Source organism: Microbulbifer weihaiensis, from assembly GCF_048323715.1.
Lineage (GTDB): Bacteria > Pseudomonadota > Gammaproteobacteria > Pseudomonadales > Cellvibrionaceae > Microbulbifer.
The window spans coordinates 315,597-332,920 of the sequence record NZ_JBLWFL010000006.1 but is presented as its reverse complement, the minus strand read 5'-3'; the positions used below and the strand labels follow the sequence as shown (position 1 = coordinate 332,920).

The 17,324-nt window shown below is 58.4% G+C and carries 17 protein-coding genes; 3 read left to right on the top strand and 14 right to left on the bottom strand.

All coding sequences use genetic code 11. The annotated features are described in order from the left end of the window. Positions 1-15 precede the first annotated feature (15 nt). From ACNKU7_RS09565 to ACNKU7_RS09555, 3 genes are all read right to left on the bottom strand, one after another. Entirely contained in the window at positions 16-2,205 is a 2,190-nt protein-coding gene (locus ACNKU7_RS09565; protein WP_418296746.1) for a xanthine dehydrogenase family protein molybdopterin-binding subunit, read from the bottom strand. 21 nt (positions 2,206-2,226) lie between these two features. Further along, complete coding sequence (locus tag ACNKU7_RS09560; protein WP_418296745.1) at positions 2,227-2,685, bottom strand: (2Fe-2S)-binding protein; 459 nt, start codon at positions 2,683-2,685, stop codon at positions 2,227-2,229. Positions 2,686-2,868: 183 nt separating this feature from the next. After that, a complete protein-coding gene (locus tag ACNKU7_RS09555) occupies positions 2,869-3,939 on the bottom strand; it encodes a DNA-binding protein (protein WP_418296744.1) in 1,071 nt (356 codons plus the stop codon). Between the two features lie 205 nt (positions 3,940-4,144). Here ACNKU7_RS09555 and ACNKU7_RS09550 point away from each other — a divergent pair, with 205 nt between their 5' ends. Next, on the top strand, positions 4,145-5,167 hold the full coding sequence (locus tag ACNKU7_RS09550; RefSeq protein ID WP_472439829.1) for a site-specific integrase: 1,023 nt from the start codon (positions 4,145-4,147) through the stop codon (positions 5,165-5,167). Positions 5,168-5,190: 23 nt separating this feature from the next. On the opposite strand, the gene hypE is transcribed toward ACNKU7_RS09550, so the two are convergent. From hypE to ACNKU7_RS09495, 11 genes are read right to left on the bottom strand one after another with little or no spacing between them, the layout of a single operon-like run. After that, positions 5,191-6,228, bottom strand: a complete 1,038-nt coding sequence (hypE, locus tag ACNKU7_RS09545; RefSeq protein WP_418296743.1) for a hydrogenase expression/formation protein HypE — start codon at positions 6,226-6,228, stop codon at positions 5,191-5,193. Continuing rightward, positions 6,218-7,321: a hydrogenase formation protein HypD gene (gene hypD, locus ACNKU7_RS09540; protein WP_418296742.1), complete on the bottom strand. Its 1,104-nt coding sequence runs from the start codon at positions 7,319-7,321 to the stop codon at positions 6,218-6,220. The genes hypE and hypD overlap by 11 nt, the downstream gene beginning before the upstream one ends. 18 nt (positions 7,322-7,339) lie before the next feature. Beyond that, positions 7,340-7,546 (bottom strand): HypC/HybG/HupF family hydrogenase formation chaperone, encoded by a 207-nt coding sequence (locus ACNKU7_RS09535; RefSeq protein ID WP_418296741.1) that lies wholly within the window; start codon positions 7,544-7,546, stop codon positions 7,340-7,342. Positions 7,547-7,572: 26 nt separating this feature from the next. Next, positions 7,573-9,900: a carbamoyltransferase HypF gene (gene hypF, locus ACNKU7_RS09530; RefSeq protein ID WP_418296740.1), complete on the bottom strand. Its 2,328-nt coding sequence runs from the start codon at positions 9,898-9,900 to the stop codon at positions 7,573-7,575. Continuing rightward, entirely contained in the window at positions 9,890-10,162 is a 273-nt protein-coding gene (locus tag ACNKU7_RS09525; protein WP_418296739.1) for a hydrogenase/urease maturation nickel metallochaperone HypA, read from the bottom strand. Before ACNKU7_RS09525 ends, hypF begins: the two co-directional genes overlap by 11 nt. Then, a complete protein-coding gene (locus tag ACNKU7_RS09520; protein WP_418296738.1) occupies positions 10,144-10,629 on the bottom strand; it encodes a hydrogenase maturation protease in 486 nt (161 codons plus the stop codon). Before ACNKU7_RS09520 ends, ACNKU7_RS09525 begins: the two co-directional genes overlap by 19 nt. Then, positions 10,626-11,945 (bottom strand): Ni/Fe hydrogenase subunit alpha, encoded by a 1,320-nt coding sequence (locus ACNKU7_RS09515; RefSeq protein ID WP_418296737.1) that lies wholly within the window; start codon positions 11,943-11,945, stop codon positions 10,626-10,628. The genes ACNKU7_RS09520 and ACNKU7_RS09515 overlap by 4 nt, the downstream gene beginning before the upstream one ends. Continuing rightward, on the bottom strand, positions 11,932-12,753 hold the full coding sequence (locus tag ACNKU7_RS09510; protein WP_418296736.1) for an NADH-quinone oxidoreductase subunit B family protein: 822 nt from the start codon (positions 12,751-12,753) through the stop codon (positions 11,932-11,934). Before ACNKU7_RS09510 ends, ACNKU7_RS09515 begins: the two co-directional genes overlap by 14 nt. Next, positions 12,729-13,538 carry an FAD/NAD(P)-binding protein gene (locus tag ACNKU7_RS09505; RefSeq protein ID WP_418296735.1) on the bottom strand — a complete coding sequence of 270 codons (810 nt, stop codon included), beginning with the start codon at positions 13,536-13,538 and terminating at the stop codon, positions 12,729-12,731. The genes ACNKU7_RS09510 and ACNKU7_RS09505 overlap by 25 nt, the downstream gene beginning before the upstream one ends. Next, entirely contained in the window at positions 13,535-14,017 is a 483-nt protein-coding gene (locus ACNKU7_RS09500) for a cyclic nucleotide-binding domain-containing protein (RefSeq protein WP_418296734.1), read from the bottom strand. The genes ACNKU7_RS09505 and ACNKU7_RS09500 overlap by 4 nt, the downstream gene beginning before the upstream one ends. Continuing rightward, positions 14,014-15,135: a 4Fe-4S dicluster domain-containing protein gene (locus tag ACNKU7_RS09495; protein WP_418296733.1), complete on the bottom strand. Its 1,122-nt coding sequence runs from the start codon at positions 15,133-15,135 to the stop codon at positions 14,014-14,016. Before ACNKU7_RS09495 ends, ACNKU7_RS09500 begins: the two co-directional genes overlap by 4 nt. A 243-nt stretch (positions 15,136-15,378) precedes the next feature. Between ACNKU7_RS09495 and gap the strand changes: the two genes are divergently transcribed. After that, positions 15,379-16,377, top strand: coding sequence for a type I glyceraldehyde-3-phosphate dehydrogenase (gap, locus tag ACNKU7_RS09490; RefSeq protein WP_418296732.1), 999 nt, complete (start codon positions 15,379-15,381; stop codon positions 16,375-16,377). A 23-nt stretch (positions 16,378-16,400) separates the two neighbouring features. After that, positions 16,401-17,318: a 1-phosphofructokinase family hexose kinase gene (locus tag ACNKU7_RS09485; RefSeq protein ID WP_418296731.1), complete on the top strand. Its 918-nt coding sequence runs from the start codon at positions 16,401-16,403 to the stop codon at positions 17,316-17,318. The last annotated feature ends 6 nt before the right edge of the window (positions 17,319-17,324 follow it).

The window sequence follows — 17,324 nt, the reverse complement described above, 5'->3', positions numbered from 1 at the left end:
TTGCCACCGTGGACATTACGCCTTGATTGGCATCGCGTAATACCGCTTTCCGGTTACCGCGGAGAGTGCGTTCGCCACGGCCGGAGCGATAGGTGGCACGCCCGGCTCGCCGACCCCGGTTGGCGGCTCGGCAGACGGCACGATATGTACGTCAATTTTTGGCATTTGGTTAATGCGCAGCACCTGATAATTGTGGAAATTGGATTCAACTACCTTTCCATCTTCCAGCGTGACCGCACTCATCAGCGCCGGTGAAAGGCCAAACCCGATGCCGCCCTCCATCTGGGCCTTTATGACATCCGGGTTGATCGGCACCCCACAATCCACGGCGCACACCACCCGCTCAACCTTGAAGGTGCCATCGGCCGCAACTGAGACCTCGGCAATCTGGGCCACATAGGAATTGAATGATTCGTGGACAGCCACACCCCGTCCCCAGCCCTTGGGCAGCGGCTTACCCCAATCTGCCTTGTCTGCGGCAAGTTGCAGTACCCCTTGCCAACGAGGGTGGTCGGCAAGGAGCTTCAATCTCAGTGCCACCGGATCCTGCCCCGCCTTCGCAGCGAGCTCATCTATGAAGGTCTCGGTAGAAAACGCCGTGTGTGTGTGGCCAACGGATCGCCACCACAACACCGGAACCTGCTGTTCGACGGAGGTGGTCTCGACCCGTATGTTCGGAATTTTGTATGGGAGCGTGCTGGCCCCTTCGACCGAGCTGCCATCGACACCATCTTTAATCAGCCCGGCAAATACGGTTCCAGCCAGGATGGACTGGCCAACAATATGCTGTTCCCAGCCCACAATGTTGCCCTTACTGTCCAGGCCGCCGCGAATCCTGTGAACATAGGCCGGACGGTAGTAGCCCGCCTGCATATCGTCCTCTCTCGACCACACAAGCTTTACCGGGATACCGGGTTTGTTCCTGGCGATCTGAACCGCCTCGATGAGGTAGTCGGAATCCGAATTGGCCCGGCGACCAAAGCTGCCGCCGGCAAACATCATATTCAGCTTGACCTTATCTGCGGGGACTCCAAGTAGCCTGGCAACGTTACTCTGGTCTACCGTTTGAAACTGCTCGCCATTCCAGATCTCGCAGCCATCCTTGTTAACCAAGGCAACGCAGTTCATCGGTTCCATCGCCGCGTGAGCGAGATACGGGAATTCGTAAAAGGCTTCGATCACCGTATCCGCAGCATCCAGGGCCTTTTGTGCATCGCCATCATTGCGCGCCGCAGTACCGCCCTGCTTCGAGCGCTCGCGATAGTCCGCCATGATTTGTGCCGAGCTCTTTGCCATGGCATTGCTTTCGTCCCAGACAATATCAAGCTTGTCGCGGGCAACTTTCGCGCTCCAGTAATCCCTGGCCAATACCGCGATGCCGGTTGGGATTTGGATAACATCCACCACCCGATTTGATGCCAGTGCTTTGCTGGCATCGAAACTTTTTACTTTGGCGCCAAAACGGGGAGGATGCGCCACGACGGCAATCAGCATCCCATCGAGCTGCACATCCTGGGTAAAAATCGCACTTCCGTCTGTCTTGCCGGTATCCTTTCTCGGCAACGACGTGCCGATATAGGTGAACTCGGAAGGGTCTTTGAGCTGGATATTTTTTGTATCCGGCACCGGGAGGGTTGCTGCCAGTTCCGCGAGCTCCCCGAAAGTCGCTGTCCGTCCCGAACCCGAATGGCTGACAACACCCTGCTTGACCTGAATTTCTGAAACGGGCACCTGCCAATGCTGCGCCGCTGCCGCCATAAGCATTGCCCTGGCCGTCGCGCCGGCCATGCGCATCTGCTGGTAGGAGTTGGCGATTGCTGAACTGCCGCCGGTTCCCTGCGCAGGCCCCCATAGAAGGTTGTTGTAGCGTTTTGCATCAGCCGGAGCACCTTCGGAATCGACCTGAGCCCAATCCGCATCGAGCTCTTCGGCGACCAGTGTCGCCAACCCGGTAAACGTCCCCTGCCCCATTTCAAGATGCTTGATCACAACTGTGACGCGATTGTCCGACCCAATACGGACAAAGGCGTTGGGAGCAAAGCCCTTGCCACTGGCAGCAGGCGCGGTACCGCCACTGATCTGCGAGGCAATTGCGGGGGCATGTATCGCCAGCGTCAGGCCCGCCCCAACACCCCCGACAACTTTCAGGAAATTGCGGCGGCTATTGCTCAACCCGGCTTCACTTTCAATACTAAAACGACGCATAAAATTCTCCCCTTATCCGCTTCAGCCCAGTTGCTCTGCTGCATTTTTGATCGCTGCACGAATACGCGGGTAGGTGTTACAGCGGCAGATGTTGCCGCTCATCGCCGAATCGATATCGGCATCGGAGGGAGAGGGGTTGCGCTCGAGCAAGGCGACCGCGGACATAATCTGTCCAGACTGGCAGTAGCCGCATTGATGCACCTGGATTTCATTCCAGGCCTGCTGTACAGCCTTGGCTACCGGGGAAGCGACCCCTTCGATGGTAGTGATCTTTTTGCCCATTGCCGCCTGCAGTGGTGTGGCGCAGGAGCGTATTGGCTGGCCATCGATATGTACGGCACAGGCACCACAGAGTGACATGCCACACCCGAACTTGGTGCCGGTCATGCTGAGAAAATCGCGTAACACCCATAGTAAAGGCGTATCCGGAGTGGCATCCACCTGATGGTCGACACCATTAACTGAGAGGGTCTGAGACATGACCGGGCTCCTTGTCATTATTCCAAATGCAAACCGCTTGCAGATCAGTAGCAATCTATGCTACCGGCCGCTCCTTGCAAGTAGCTGTATTGCCGGGTACGCCAATTTTGCTGGCTATCTCACAAAAGCAATCAACAAAATTGGTGGTTGGACTAGGATTTCACAAGATTACGGGCAATATCGCTACGCCGATTGCGCGGCTGTTCGGCTAAGTTCCAACTGGTTCAGCTGCCCCTGCAGTACCGCCTTATCCTGCAGGATCTGCCGGTTTTCATCGGTGGCAGCAGCCAGCCTGGCTGCGATCACCTGCATCTCGCTTTCGAGCCGGGCATAGGCTTCTCGCTGCAATTCGATCTCTCGTTGCTGCGAGGCGCTGATGCCTGAAAGGCTCGCCATCTTTTCTTTTAATGCATCAATCGCCGCGTCTTTTTCGCCGGCAGCCACATCCTGTTGCAAAACCCGTTGCGACAAAAGCTTCAGTTCAGATTGGCTATGGGCCACCGTATGACGGGCCTGCAGGCACTCTGATTCAAGCCCGGCCTTCTCGCTTTGCAGGTTTTCGATAACAGCCTCACGGCTCAATAGCCGCTGATTGAGCTGTGCATTTTGCTCCGTCAGGCTGGCAACCTGAGCCCCCAGCTGCGCGCTGGCCTGCCGAAACTGATCCCGCTCCTGCTGGCGATCGTCTGCCGTGCGGCGCTGGAAAAACTCGAAATGCTCGCGGATATCCCGATTCTCCTGCTTCAACTCCTGCAAAGCCTGCTTGAGTTCGGCGCGCTGGTTGTGCGCCTGTTCCAGTTGAAATTCACTTTTTGTCAGTGCCGCCTGTGTCTCACCCAGCGTCCCCTGGAGTGACGCCACTTCGCTGGTGGATTCCTGCAGTTTTTGCTCCAGCGCCTCAAGGCTTGCGCTGCGTTCCGCCAGTACCGCGCGCAGCTGGGTCAGTTCCGCTCGCAATCTCTCCTCTGCCGCGGATGACTCTTGTTGCACTTCCGCCACCCTGGTATCGGCATCCTCCTGAATACGTTCATGTAAAGCCTTGAGTGCATCCACCAGATCTTTGGGCAATCCATTGGTATCCGCTGGCGCGCCAGCGCTTTCATTCCGCCAGCGCTTCAGCAAAGGCGCGATGGTGCTTTTGCTGCCGGTGCCGAGCTCTGCCCTCACACGGTCAACGGTGGGCTCTTCGCCACGCTCTTTGATTTTTGTCGCCGCCTTGGCGATATCGAAGTAGCCAACTCCTGTGCGAGCCATTAGTGCTTCCCGTTTTTTCCGTTGTGATTATTTCGTAGTGTATTACGTGTTACGTTATATAACATAATTCGTCGGAATTAAATCAGCTCTTGAGGGTGAAACTCTAACCCACGATAATCAAACTTATCGCAGGTTAGATTTCACCTCGAAATTCATCCTTTCGTTTTGGCGGTACAAATCCCCGTTTTGCGGCGAAGAAGAAGCAATGAAAACAAAGCCCCACGCGCCATCCCAAACCGCACCCTCTCCAGCGGCAGGCATGCCACCGGCTCACCAGCGCACACATGAGCTGCAGCCTCGCGAAAAGGTTCAGGAATACCTGGACGCAGCTACATCGGCGAGCACTCGCAAAGCCTATCGCTCGGCGATCCGCCAATTCGAAAAATGGGGAGGGAGGCTGCCAACAGACAGTGAAACGCTGGTTCACTACCTGCTCGGGCGCGCTGAAACGCTAAATCCGCGCACACTGGAGCTGCACCTCACGGCGATTGGGCAATGGCACAAATACCAGGGCATCCCGAATCCGGTTCTGGAGCCACTGGTTCATAAGACCATGCAGGGCATACGCCGGGTACACGCCCGCCCCAAACAGAAAGCGAAAGCGTTACGGTTGGAACATATCGCCACCATGACTAGCCGATTGCGCGCACGACCAGACAGCAAGAAGAAACTGCGGGACATAGCGCTGGTGCTGACAGCCTTCTTCGGGGCTTTCCGCCGCAGTGAGCTGGTTGCCATACGCGCTGAAGATCTAATCTGGGAAGATGAAGGACTTGTGATCCGCCTGCCCCGCTCGAAGACAGATCAGACCGGTGAGGGCCTGCTTAGGGCACTACCCTTCGGCAGCCCGGCAGTGTGCCCCGGCACGGCCATGAAAGCCTGGCTCGCGGCCTCCGGCATCACTGCGGGCCCGATATTCCGCGCGGTCAATCGCTGGGACCAAATACAGCCCGGCGCCCTGAATCCGGGTTCCGTCAACGAGCTTTTGAAGACGTTGGGGGCGGAGTGCAATTTTGATTTCGTCGATACGTTAAGCAGCCACAGTTTCCGCCGCGGTTTGTCCACATCCGCCGCGCGGGAGAAAGTCGACTTTGAGCTGATCAAGAAACAGGGTGGCTGGAGGAGCGATACCACCGTCTGGGAATATATAGAAGAAGGCCAGCGGCTTACGGACAACGCTACCGTCACGCTCATGGAAAAGATGGCGGCACTGGCAGACCCCGCTTAGGCGAAGGTAAAGCGCGGTGAGGCTCAGCAGATTCGGGGCAATTGCTCTCCCGGCAGAAAGCCCAGGATGCGCTCGCAACCCAGCGCGTTTTGCAGGATCAGACCGGATGCCCCCCCTGCCCTTACGTGCCCGATTACGCGCGCCCCGGCGGAAACCGCGCTGCTTTGCAGAACGGCCAAGGCGTCCGCCGCCTGTGCTTCAGGTACCAGCGCGACAAAGCGTCCCTCATTCGCCACATAGAGCGGGTCAATGCCCAACAACTCACAGGCACCTCGCACCGGGTCACTTATCGGGATTGCCTGTTCCTGTATATGCATCTGCAGGCCACCCGCACGCGCAATTTCAAGCAGCGCTGTTGCCAGGCCCCCGCGCGTCAAATCCCGCAGGCAGTGCACAGATATTCCATTGGCCAGCAGATCAAGCACCGGCTCGTGCAGTGGAGCGCAATCGCTCTCCAGTGCGGAGTCAAACTCCAGCCCTTCCCGCTTTGCCATTACCGCCATGCCATGGCGACCAACATCACCGGAAAGCAGTATCACATCCCCGCTGCTGACGCTCTCCGGGGCAATTCGTTGCTGGCTGACAAGCGCACCCACCCCGGCGGTGTTGATGTAGAGGCCATCCCCTTTGCCACGCTCGACCACTTTTGTATCCCCGGTGACGATTTGCACTCCCGCGGCCAGCGCGGCCTGTGCCATTGACGCCACGATCCGGTCGAGGGTAGTAAGCGGCAGTCCTTCCTCAAGTATCAGGCTGCAGGTGAGGTAGAGTGGGCGGGCACCGCTCATCGCCAGATCATTCACCGTGCCATACACGGAAAGTTCGCCAATATTGCCACCGGGAAAGAACAGCGGTGAAATCACGTAGGAATCAGTGGTAAACGCAAGCGCTGATGCCTGCGCAGGCAGGATGGCGCTATCGTGGGGTCGCTCCAGCCAGGCGTTGTTGAAATGCGGGTAAATATGCTCGTGCAACAGCCGCTGGCTGGGCTCGCCACCACCGCCATGTCCGAGATGAATGGTCTCCTCGACTTCACTGGGCAGCGGGCAATCAATATTCATTGCTCGTTACCGGTGTGCTGTAACGGTAGTAGGCCGCACAGGGGCCTTCCGTGGAAACCATGGGTGCGCCCAGTGGGTGCTGGGGGCTACAGCGGTTGCCGAAGTGCGGACATTGCGCCGGCTTTTTCTGTCCGCGCATGATTTCGCCGGCGATACAGCCACTGTTATCACAGAGAGCAGGGACTTCAAGTCCGAATTTTTGCGCTGCATCCAGCTCCGCGTACTCCTTGCGCAAACGCATGCCGCTGTCCGGGATCTCGCCAACACCACGCCAGGATTGCGGGGCGACTTCGAATACCTGCTGCAGAATGCTCCGTGCCTCCTGGTTGCCCGCTGGTGCCACTACCCGGGCATATTGGTTTTGCACTCTATGCTGTCCCTGCTCCAGCTGCTTCACGCACGTCAGTACACCCTCCAGGATATCCAGTGGCTCGAAGCCGGTAACGACAATTGGAACCCGATACCGCGCGGCCAATGGCTCGTACTGTTCATACCCGGTGATCGCACACACGTGCCCAGCAGCGAGATAAGCCTGTACACGGGCGTCTGGCGAAGAGCTGATCGAAACAATGGCGGGCGGCACCAGAAACTGGGATACCAGCAGTGAAAAGTTGCACAGCCCTTTTTGCCGGGCGAGGAAAGCGGCCATGGCGTTGGCGGGCGCCGTTGTCTCAAACCCGATGGCGAAAAACACCACTTCCTTATCCGGGTTTTCTTGTGCAATAGCGACCGCCTGAAGCGGGGAGTAGACCGTGCGCACATTGCCGCCCGCCGCCTTAACCGCCAGCAGGTTCTGCTGGCTACCGGGAACCCGGAGCATATCGCCAAACGTGCAGAAAATGACCTTGTCATGGGCCGCGAGGGCCATGGCCTGATCGAGTATTACCAGCGGGGTGACGCACACCGGGCAGCCGGGACCATGCACCAGTTCAACGTGATCGGGTAAAAAGGCCTGCAGTCCATACTTCACGATGGCGTGGGTCTGGCCTCCACACACTTCCATAATGGTCCAGGGGCGTGTTGTGATCCGCGCTATTTCCGCCGCCAGGAGTTCAATCTCCTTGCGCTGGCGATATTCGTCCAGATACTTCATCGGCGATTTCTTCCCTACTTATTTTGAATCTGCATGCCGATCGATTTCGGCCAGGTACTGGAATATCCGCTGTGCTTCGCGCTCACACACCCGGCTGATCGCAAAGCCCACATGCACGATTACGTAATCCCCAACACCGGCTTCGGGTACGAAGGCAATATTGATTTCCTTGCTGATACCGCCAAAGTTGACCCGGGCGCTGCGCTCAAGGGGCTCCTCACCCAAAATTTCCTCAACTCGTCCGGGGATTGCTAAACACACAGGGCTCCGCCCTCCCCGTTTTTCACCCCACTGGCCGCCATGGTGCGAGCAAAATAGATCTGCCCGAGCGCGATACCTCCATCATTGGGCGGTACTTTGCTGTGGCTGTGCGGGCGATACCCGTGAGCCCGCAACAGTCCCTTGGTTTTTTCCAGCAGGGCTTTGTTTTGAAACACACCGCCCGACAAAAAAATATCAGGCTCACCAACGGATTCAGCCACCGAAAGCAGCATTTTGGCGAGGGTATTGTGGAAAACGGCCGCTCTGACTTCGACCTTCACCCCGCGCCGTAAATCATCCAGTACTGCGCTGAGCATCGGCGCCCAGTCGAGGGTGCCGTGACCATCTGGAAAATCCAGTTCAAAGGGGTAGCAGTGATCGGTGGATGCTTTCTCCGCGGCAAACTCGACAGCCATGGCCGCCTGCCCCTCAAAGCTGATCGCTCCCGCCAGCCCACATAACGCAGCAATGCCGTCGAATAAACGGCCAATACTGGAGCAACGGGGAGTGTTGATTCCACGCTCCAGCATTTTCTTGAGATTGCCGACTTCACTGCGGCTGAATAGCTGCAACAGCGGTGCCTTTGTAAAAGCCTCGTCACCCAGCATTTCGTAGAGCAGTCCGGCGAGCGCGCGCCGCGGCTCACGAATGGCCTGGTCACCGCCGGGCAAGGGAAAGCTTCGCAGGCTTGCGATCCGGTTTACGATATCGCCGCCATCCCAGCGCAGGAATTCACTGCCTCGCAGGGTTCCGTCCTCGCCAAAACCGCTACCATCCCAACACACGCCAAGGGCCGGTGCACGGTGCCCGTGCTCAGCCATGCAGGAAAAAAAGTGCGCAACGTGGTGCTGAACCGTCAGCAACCCGTGGCCACTTTCCTCGGCCTTGCGCCGGGAAACGTAGCCCGGATGCGGGTCGCATATGACCGCAGACGGCTTCAGCTGATAAAAGTTGGTAAGGTCGTCAATTGCGCGCTGGAAGTTCGCCAATGCCAGCGGACTTTCCAGGTCCCCCAGATAATGGCTGAGGTGTACGGTATGGCCGTGGGTGACGCCAACACAACCTTTCAGATCCGCACCCACGGCCAGTACATCGTCACTTGCGGTTGTGCAATCCGGCAAAGGAAGTGGTAACGGCGCGTAACCTCGCGCCCGGCGCAGCAATACGGATTCGCCATCCATTACCCGCACGACGGAATCCTCCAGCGGCCGCAGGATCTGGCGATCGTGTAGCAGAAACAGATCCGCGATTTCACCAAGACGCTTCAGCGCTTCATCATTTTCGGTACAGATTGGTTCTCCGCCCCGGTTGCCACTGGTGGCAATCAGTGGCCGCTGTACCCCCTGCGCAATGAGAAAATGCAGTGGTGAACAGGGCAGCATCACGCCGAGATTGGGGTTCCCCGGGGCCACTTCCCGGACGATACGGGCACTGGCCTGTGGCCTGGCCTTCAATATCGCGATAGGCCGCTCCGGGGCGTTCAGCAGTTTCTCTTCCGCTTCTGAAACAAAGCAGTCAGCGTGCACGCCGGCCATGTCCGGATACATCAGCGCAAATGGCTTGTGCGGGCGGTATTTGCGACTCCTCAACAGCGCGACCGTTTCCGCGCAGGAGGCATCAGCCAGCAGTTGAAACCCACCCACACCCTTCAACGCCAGAATCCGCCCCTGACGAAGCGCGCCCAATGCCGCCTGCAGTGCAGCAGCCGCACTCGCAACCACGGTGCCATACGGGTCACACAGGGTGAGCTGCGGGCCACATTCCGGGCAGGCATTGGGTTCCGCATGAAAGCGGCGATCATCGGGATCGGAGTATTCGCGCAGGCATTGCCCGCACAACTGGAAGTGTTTCATCGCCGTGCGCGCGCGGTCATACGGCAGCTGCTCCACGATACTGAATCGGGGACCGCACTGGGTGCAATTGGTAAACGGATAGCCGTAGCGGCGATCGGCAGGATCGCACATTTCCCCCACGCAGGCCGCACAAGGTGCCAGATCCGGCAACACAATCGCCGATGGAGAATGCCCCTGCGTGCTGTCGCGGATGTGGAAGCCCGATTCGGGCTGCAGCGGGATCCGCGCGCTGGTCAGGCTTTGAATGTTCGCGTGTTCGGGCATATCCAGCGGCAACTGGTGGATAAATGCCTGCAACAGCCGGGCATTGCCCTGAACCTCCACGCAGACACCACTGGCGTCATTGGCGACCCAGCCATCGAGTTCGCAGGCTTGAGCCAGGCGATAGACAAAAGGCCGGAAGCCCACACCCTGCACCACACCGGTAATATTCAAGCGGTGCCGTTCGGTCAACTCAGCAGCCATCGTCACCCTCGAATTCCAGGCTATCCAGCACAATATCCTGCGCTTGTGCATGGTTGATATCCGGTAACTCCTCAATCTTGAGCTTTATTCCTTCGAGGGCCGTGCCGCTCGTCTCGTGCTCAAAATGTTCGCGGAGATGTTCTGCCGAAATGTGCGCGAGGGCACCCAGGCGCAGTTTGGCCGAGACCAGCTTGCCGCGTTCCTGTGCTGCCAGCCGTTGGATTTTTTCGACAAGATTCTTTATCAGGGATTGCTCATGCATTGCGGGCCTCCTGCCTGCATGTTTAACAACTCAAGGATTTCCTTTTCGACGATTGCCGCAGCGGCCTTGACCGCCGGGGTTAACCCCGCACTGATGGCGAAGTTTTCACCACAGATGGCGTAAATCGCCAATTGCCGCGGCAATGCATCGAGGGACTTTCCAAGTTCGATCGCCTCGGCCAGGCTCAAACCGTGGCTGGAGGTAGTGCTGAGACTTGGCGGCAGTGTCTCGGCCAGGCCGTCGATACGGACGATGTCGCCAACCCGCCCGCGTTCATCCATCACCGCATCCACCAGACACACCGGACGCTGCTTCCACTCCTTCAGCAATTGACCGATGTCACCGCCGTTTTCAACGCACTCAACAAATTCGCCGACCTGCTCGCGCAGCCGACTGAGCACATAAGGGCCGACACTGTCATCCCCGCGAAAGCGGTTACCCAAACTGATCACCATCCAGTCCGTCATCGCAGGTTCCTTGCGCTGTGATCCATGTGCAAACGCAGAAAGTGCGTTGAGCAGGAAATGCACGGGTCGTAATTGCGGATGGCCTGCTCGCACTGTGCCTGCAGCTGATCCTCAGGCAGGTGGAAAAATCCGGGCAGCATCAGCTGCAGGTCATCTTCAATAGTCTTCTGGTTTTGCGAGGTCGGTGCCACGATCTTGGCCTCGGTAATTTTTCCGGCTTGATCCACGGTGTAGCGGTGAAAGAGCAGGCCCCGAGGGGCTTCAGTCGCCGCATAGCCCGTTGCCGCAAACGGCGCGGCTTCGATATATGGCGTATCAGGGGGACGATAGTTTTCAATGATTCGCAGCGCCTCGTCGAAGGCGTAAAGCACTTCGAGGCTGCGGACAACGATGCTCTGGAATGGATTCCTGCAAACCCGGGGGAAACCGATCGCCTCTGCGGTTTCCCGGACCAGGGGCGAAAGCTGCGCATAGTTCAGGTTGTAGCGGGCCATTGGCCCTACAAAATACGCCCCACGCGCGATGAGCTTGCTGTGCAGGGCATGACTGTACGCGATGTGCTCTTCCTGAAAATGCGCATCGTAGTCGTCCACCGGAATATCCAGCCCACGCGAGGAAACAATGCGCCCCTCGTTCATCGGGTATTCACCGGGGTGCCGCAGGGCCACAAATTCATATTGCCGCGGCTCTTCTCGTTCGAATGCTGGAAAAGCCAGAGCAGCGGACCAGCGCACCTGATCCAATGCCATATCGCGCCCGTGTAGCAACTGCTCCCTGAGTGGCTGCAACTCAGACACACTCGGTACACGATAAAAACCACCTACCCGAACATTGATCGGGTGTACTTCCCTGCCCCCAAGCAAGCTCACGATGGCATTGCCCGCCTTTTTGATCTGCAGCCCTTCCTGCACGATTTTACCGTGGTCCTTTGCCATGGCGACTGCGCTTGGATAGCCGAGGAAGTCCGGCGCGTGCAGCATGCAGATATGCAGCGTGTGGCTCTCAATCCATTCGCCGCAGTAAAGCAGGCGGCGCAAGGCCCTGACTTCCGCGGACGGCACAATACCCAGTGCGTGCTCCATCGCGTGAACCGCACTCATCTGGTAGGCAACCGGGCAGATACCGCAGATGCGCGCCGTGATATCCGGAGCCTCCAGATAGTCACGCCCGCGCAGGAATCCCTCGAAGAAGCGTGGTGGCTCGAAGATTTTGAGTTTTACATCGTGTACACCCTGGTCGTCGTAGCGGATATACAGGGCCCCCTCGCCCTCGACCCGAGCCAGGTAATCAACCTTGATGGTTTTACGCTTGCTCATCACCACCTTCCTGCTGCCGGCTGGCCGCCTCAAATATGGGCGCGGCGGCGTTGAAGTTGCGCAGGTTCTCGATCACACGCGCCTTATCCGCGCCCAACTCCTGCTGCCACCAGTGGCAGAGAGAACCGGTATTGGGATTTTCCTTGGGCCCGAAACAGGCATAGCAGCCCCGGTTGTAGGCCGGGCAGAGTGCGCCACAACCAGCATGCGTCACCGGCCCCATACAGGGCGTCCCATGGGCAATCCAGACACAGACATTGCCGCGCAACTTGCACTCCACGCACACTGAATGCGCTGGCACCTGTGGCGGCCTGCGATGGAGAAACGCGCTGATGACCTCGAGCAACTGGCGCTTGTTGATTGGGCAGCCCTGCAGTTCGAAGTCCACCGCTACATGGGCACTGATCGCAGTTGAGGTTTTCAGCGTGGCGATGTACTCCGGATGCGCGTACACCGCAGCGGTAAACTCCTCGACATCGGCGAAATTCCGCAGCGCCTGTATCCCGCCTGCGGTGGCGCAGGCACCGATGGTTACCAGTGCGCGGGACTGTGCGCGTATCGCCCGAATATGCCGCTCTTCCTCGGCCGTGGTGATGGATCCCTCCACCAGCGATAGGTCGTAAGGGCCGGGTAGCTGTGTGCTAGAGACTTCCATGAAATTTGCGATTTCCACGCGATCCGCCAGCGCCAACAGCTCGTCTTCGCAGTCCAGCAGGCTCAGCTGGCAGCCGTCACAGGAAGTGAACTTCCAAACCGCCAGCTTGGGCTTCACTTCCCGGGCTTCTAGAGCGCGCGTATGTTCATCCACCGGCTCACGCTCCCATAATTGAACACCGGCCCATCCTTACAGATGAAACTGGGGCCCCACTGACAGTGTCCGCAATGGCCAGTGGCGCACTTCATATTGCGCTCCATTGACAGATAGATGGATGATTCCGGCACTCCCTTGTCCAGCAGCAAACGGACACAGAAGCGCATCATGACCTCTGGCCCGCACAGGAACACGATGGAGTTTTCACCATCGATTTCCGCGCTGCGCAATGGTTCGGTAATGACCCCGACGCGCCCGTCCCACTGGGTGTCCGCATCGTCGACCGACAGCACCAGCGCAATCCGTTCACGCCAATCGCGCATGGAATCCCGAAACAGTACCTCCTGCGGTCGCCGGGCACCGTAAAAAAGTGTCGCTTGCTTTACAGCCGGCTGCCCCTGCAAAAGGCTGCACAGTACCGGTCGCAATGGCGCCAGACCCAGGCCGCCAGCGATGATCAACAGGTTTTTGCCTTCCGCCTTTTCCAGTGGCCAGCCATGACCGAATGGGCCGCGCACGCCGATGGTATCGCCATCACGCAGTCGCGCCAGCGCTTGAGTCACCAGGCCGTGCGCTCGGATCGTATGCACATAACCATTGTGCTCCGCAGGCGATCCGCTCATCGAAATTGGTACCTCCCCGGCGCCAAACGCATAGAGCATGTTGAATTGCCCCGGCCGGAACAGCGGGGGTTCGCGGGACTGTTCACTGGAAAGGTACAGGGTGAATGTTCCTGCAAATTCATCAATGCGACGATCGACCCGGAACAGCGCCGGTATCATTGCCCGCCTTCCAGTGGTGGCCGGCGGTGGCTGTACACATCCATCAACTGTATCCGGGTTGCCCGCAGCCGCTCTGTTACGATCTGCGCGAAGCGCTTCATAAGTTCGAAGCCGAACTTGGGATCTGTCTCGCATTTTTCCCGCAGGCACTTGCCATCCAGGCGGATCGCGTGGACTTCATCCAGCGCGTGCGCGTCAAATGTCCATAGATGCGGAGGGAACAGCCACGACCAGCCGAAAATATCGCCGCTGTGCAAGGTCTGCACGCAGAGCGAACCGTAATTCGGCACATAGCATTCCACCGCCACTTTACCGTCACGAATCAGGAAAAAGTGATCCGCCGGGGCGTTTTCCCGCGCGATATAGTCGCCGGCGTTGTAGATGTGGTTCTCGCCACAACCGGCGATAAAGTCGAGATACTCAGCGTCCATCCCGGTAAAGAACGGGTGTTCATGTAACAGTTGCGCCATGCTCTTCATTGTTTTTCCATCTCTCTGAACCGAGTCACTTCCTCGGTGATGTCAATGCCCACCGGGCACCAGGCAATACAGCGACCACAACCGACGCAGCCGGAGGAACCAAACTGATCCTGCCAGGTAGCAAGCTTGTGGGTCATCCACTGACGATAGCGGGATCGGGTGTCGGCCCGCACTGAACCGCCGGTGATATAACTGAAATCCCCGGTGAAGCACGAATCCCAGCGCTCCCAGCGCTCAGCGTGTTCACCGGTAAGGTCTGTCGTATCTTCAACCGTGGAGCAGAAACAGGTTGGACACGCCATGGTGCAGTTGGCACAGGAAAGGCAGCGATCCGCCACAGATTCCCATAACGGGCTGTCGTAATTCCTGTAGAGCAGCTCCTTCAGATCCTCACTTTGGAAATGGCGCACGCCCCGGGCCATCTGCTCTTGTGCTTGAAAAATCGCGTTCTCGCCCTGCTCCATATGCCGATCGGTTGCCGGCTTTACCGGCAACTGCTGCAAAATCCGCGCACCCTGTTCGCTGCCGCTTCGGATCAGGAAATAGTGTTGGGTACCTTCGATGACTTCGGTCAATGCCAGATCGCAGGGCAAGGTCACCTGTGGCCCGGTGTGCATGGACACACAGAAACAGGTTGGCGCAGCTGTCGTGCAGTTCACTGCTACGATCAACAGGTTCGCGCGCCGGCTGGCGTAGCTGTCATTGCGATACCTGTCGTCAATAAACACCCGATCCTGAACGGCAATCGCGTGCAGTTCACAGCTGCGTACGCCGATAAATGCGAGATCGGGCACCGGCTCCTGCACCTCACAGATCTGGACGCCATTCGTGTTTTTTTGTCCTTTCCACACCAGCCGGCGCGGTAGCTGCAGGAATTTTTTCCAGGAATGCGGCCCGACTGCATAGCCGAAGAAGGCGTCATCATCGCGCTTCACCACGCGATAGGTGCCCTTTTCCTGTACGTCGGTCCACCCCCGCGGCAGGTCATTTGCGGAGTGCACATCGTCATACACAATGGCGCCATCACGCAGTATCGGGCCTTTCAGCTGGCGTCCTGGCGCGCGTATGGCCTGGATCAATGCATCCAGATCCTCAGCGTCCAGCAGGAAATTTTGCATGCTCGATTACCCCCCGGGGTAAATCCTGCACCTAAATGCCTTTATGCGATTGGCCCGCATCAACCACCCGCATCTATTCTTTAGATTGATTTAATTAGCCAGAGTGTAGAAACGGACGGCCACACTTGAGAGGACAAAGATGACAATGTCGGACAAACAGCGCCGGATAGCGTCATCCAGCTCCATCCAGTCATTGGGCAGCGCGAATAGCGACCGGCCGCGAAACAGAAATCAGGAAACGCGATGAGAATCGGCATAAATGGATTGGGTCGAATTGGCCGGCAGGTACTGCGTATCGCGCTCGAATCCCATCGCGGCGGCGTGGAAGTGGTGCACGTGAATGACCTCGCCAGTGTAGAGGACCTGGCCTATCTGCTGGAGCTGGATACGACCTACCACACCCGGGATCTTAAAGTGCACGGCGAGGGCGACACCCTGCTGATTGACGGTTTGTCGATTTCCGTCAGCGCGGAGAGCGACCCGTCCAAGCTGCCCTGGGGGGAAAAAGGTGTGGATGTCGTGTTTGAGTCCACCGGGATGTTTCGAACCAGGGCCGGCGCCTCAAAACATCTCGCGGCCGGTGCCAGGAAAGTGCTGATTTCGGCACCGGGCAAAAGCATGCTGGACGGTCATTTCGTCGTGGGCGTCAATGATCACCGCTATGACCGCCATCGCCACAACATCATTTCCACCGCCAGCTGCACCACAAACTGCCTGGCTCCCGTCGCGAAAGTACTCAACGAGGAGTTTGGTATCGAGCATGGCATGATCAATACAATCCATGCCTACACCGCTTCGCAAAACCTGGTTGATGGCCACAACAGCAAACACCGCCGCGGCCGTGCCGCCGCAGCGAACCTTGTACCCACCACCACCGGGGCGGCAACCACCATCGGCCTTATCCTTCCCGGGTTGGCGGGCAAACTCCACGGCTGCGCGGTACGTGCGCCGTTGAAATGCGGTTCACTGCTGGATCTTACCTGCCTGCTGCAAAAGGGCACCAACGTTGACGAAGTCAATAATGCCTTTCGCCATTGGGCCGAGGGCCCACTGAAAGATATCCTTGCCGTCGACGACCGCGAGCTGGTGTCCAGTGACATTGTCGGCAAACCCTACAGCGCCATCGTCACCACCAAGGATACCCTGATGGTGGGCGACAAATTCCTCAAGGTGTTTGCCTGGTATGACAATGAGTGGGCATTCTCGCAACGCTGTGTCGATATGATCACGAGAATGCTCTAGCCAACTGCCGGTGCACTGCACTCATGAGCATCGTCACCATTACCCTCAACCCCTGTATCGACAAAACCGTCGCCGTCGATCGCGTTCTTCCCGACTGCAAGCTCGCATGCCACCAGGTTCGTGCATATCCCGGTGGTGGTGGACTCAATGTCGCCCGGGTCATCAGCCGGCTGGAAACGCCGGTATGTGCCTACTGGACCTGCGGGGGTGAAAATGGTCACCGGCTGGGGCAATTTCTGGATGAGGAAAAGGTCCACCACTGCCCTGTTCCGATCAGTGAACCTGTGCGGGAGAACCTGATTGTGCGCGAGGAGTGCAGCGGCAGCCTCTACCGGTTCGGGATGCCGGGCCCCCTGCTCTCCAGTGAAGAACGCGCACGCTGGATCGCACAGGTAGGCCAGATCCCGCCTTCGACGGAGTATGTGGTCTTCAGCGGCAGCCTGCCGGAAGGCGTACCGCCAGCGTGGTACGAAGAACTGCTGCGGGCCGTGCCTGCCGGGATCCGTATCGTGGTGGACACAAAAAGGGAAGCGTTGCGCCATGCGCTCGCGGTTGGCGTCTACCTGATCAAGCCCAACGTGCGCGAGCTGGTGGAATTGGTTGGGCACGAGCTGCCCGACGACAGGGCTATTGAAAATGCCGCAGCCGGGATCATCCGCCATGGCAGTGCACAGGTGGTGCTACTGTCGCTCGGCCGTGCCGGCGTACTCCTTGTAACCGGTGACCGGCTTGAGCGTATTCCTGCCCCGGCGGTTAAGCTCAGGAGCAAGGTCGGCGCTGGCGATGCCGTGGTGGGCGGCCTGCTCGCTGCGCTATCCCGAGGCAGCGCCCTGCCAGAGGCCGCCAGGTTCGGTGTGGCCGCCGGTGCAGCGGCCGTAATGACCGAAGGCACCGAGCTTTGCCGCAAAGAAGACACCGAGCAGCTGTTCAAACACATGTGAACCCTA